This is a genomic window from Synechococcus sp. CCY 0621, assembly GCF_019038465.1.
In the GTDB taxonomy this organism is placed as follows: Bacteria; Cyanobacteriota; Cyanobacteriia; order PCC-6307; family Cyanobiaceae; genus Cyanobium.
In genome coordinates this window covers 1-244 of the sequence record NZ_JAFKRH010000092.1, presented here as the reverse complement: position 1 = coordinate 244, position 244 = coordinate 1, and the positions used below count along the sequence as shown (strand labels likewise).

Sequence of the window (244 nt, the reverse complement as noted above, 5' to 3'; positions counted from 1 at the left end):
GGGCCGTTGTAGTTGGCGGCCGGGGAGAAGGAATAGGAGCCGTTGGCGGCGATGGTGAGGCTGCCGACACCGGCGATCGAGAACGGAGTGCCGAGGGAGAAGGGACCGCTCTGTCCGGCGATGGAGAAGGAAGCGATCGAGACGGGCCCATCGGGGCTGGAGGTGCCGGCCAGGAGGCTGCCGGTGGTGGTGCCGCTGTCCTCGGCGATGGAGAGGGTTTCGTTGGCGTCGGTGAAATCGTCGT

1 protein-coding gene is annotated in these 244 nt (G+C 67.2%); it reads right to left on the bottom strand.

The genetic code is table 11. The features are described 5' to 3' along the window. Positions 1-244, bottom strand: a 244-nt coding sequence (locus KUG43_RS16755; protein ID WP_216910965.1) for an Ig-like domain-containing protein, incomplete at both ends; no start/stop codon positions are given.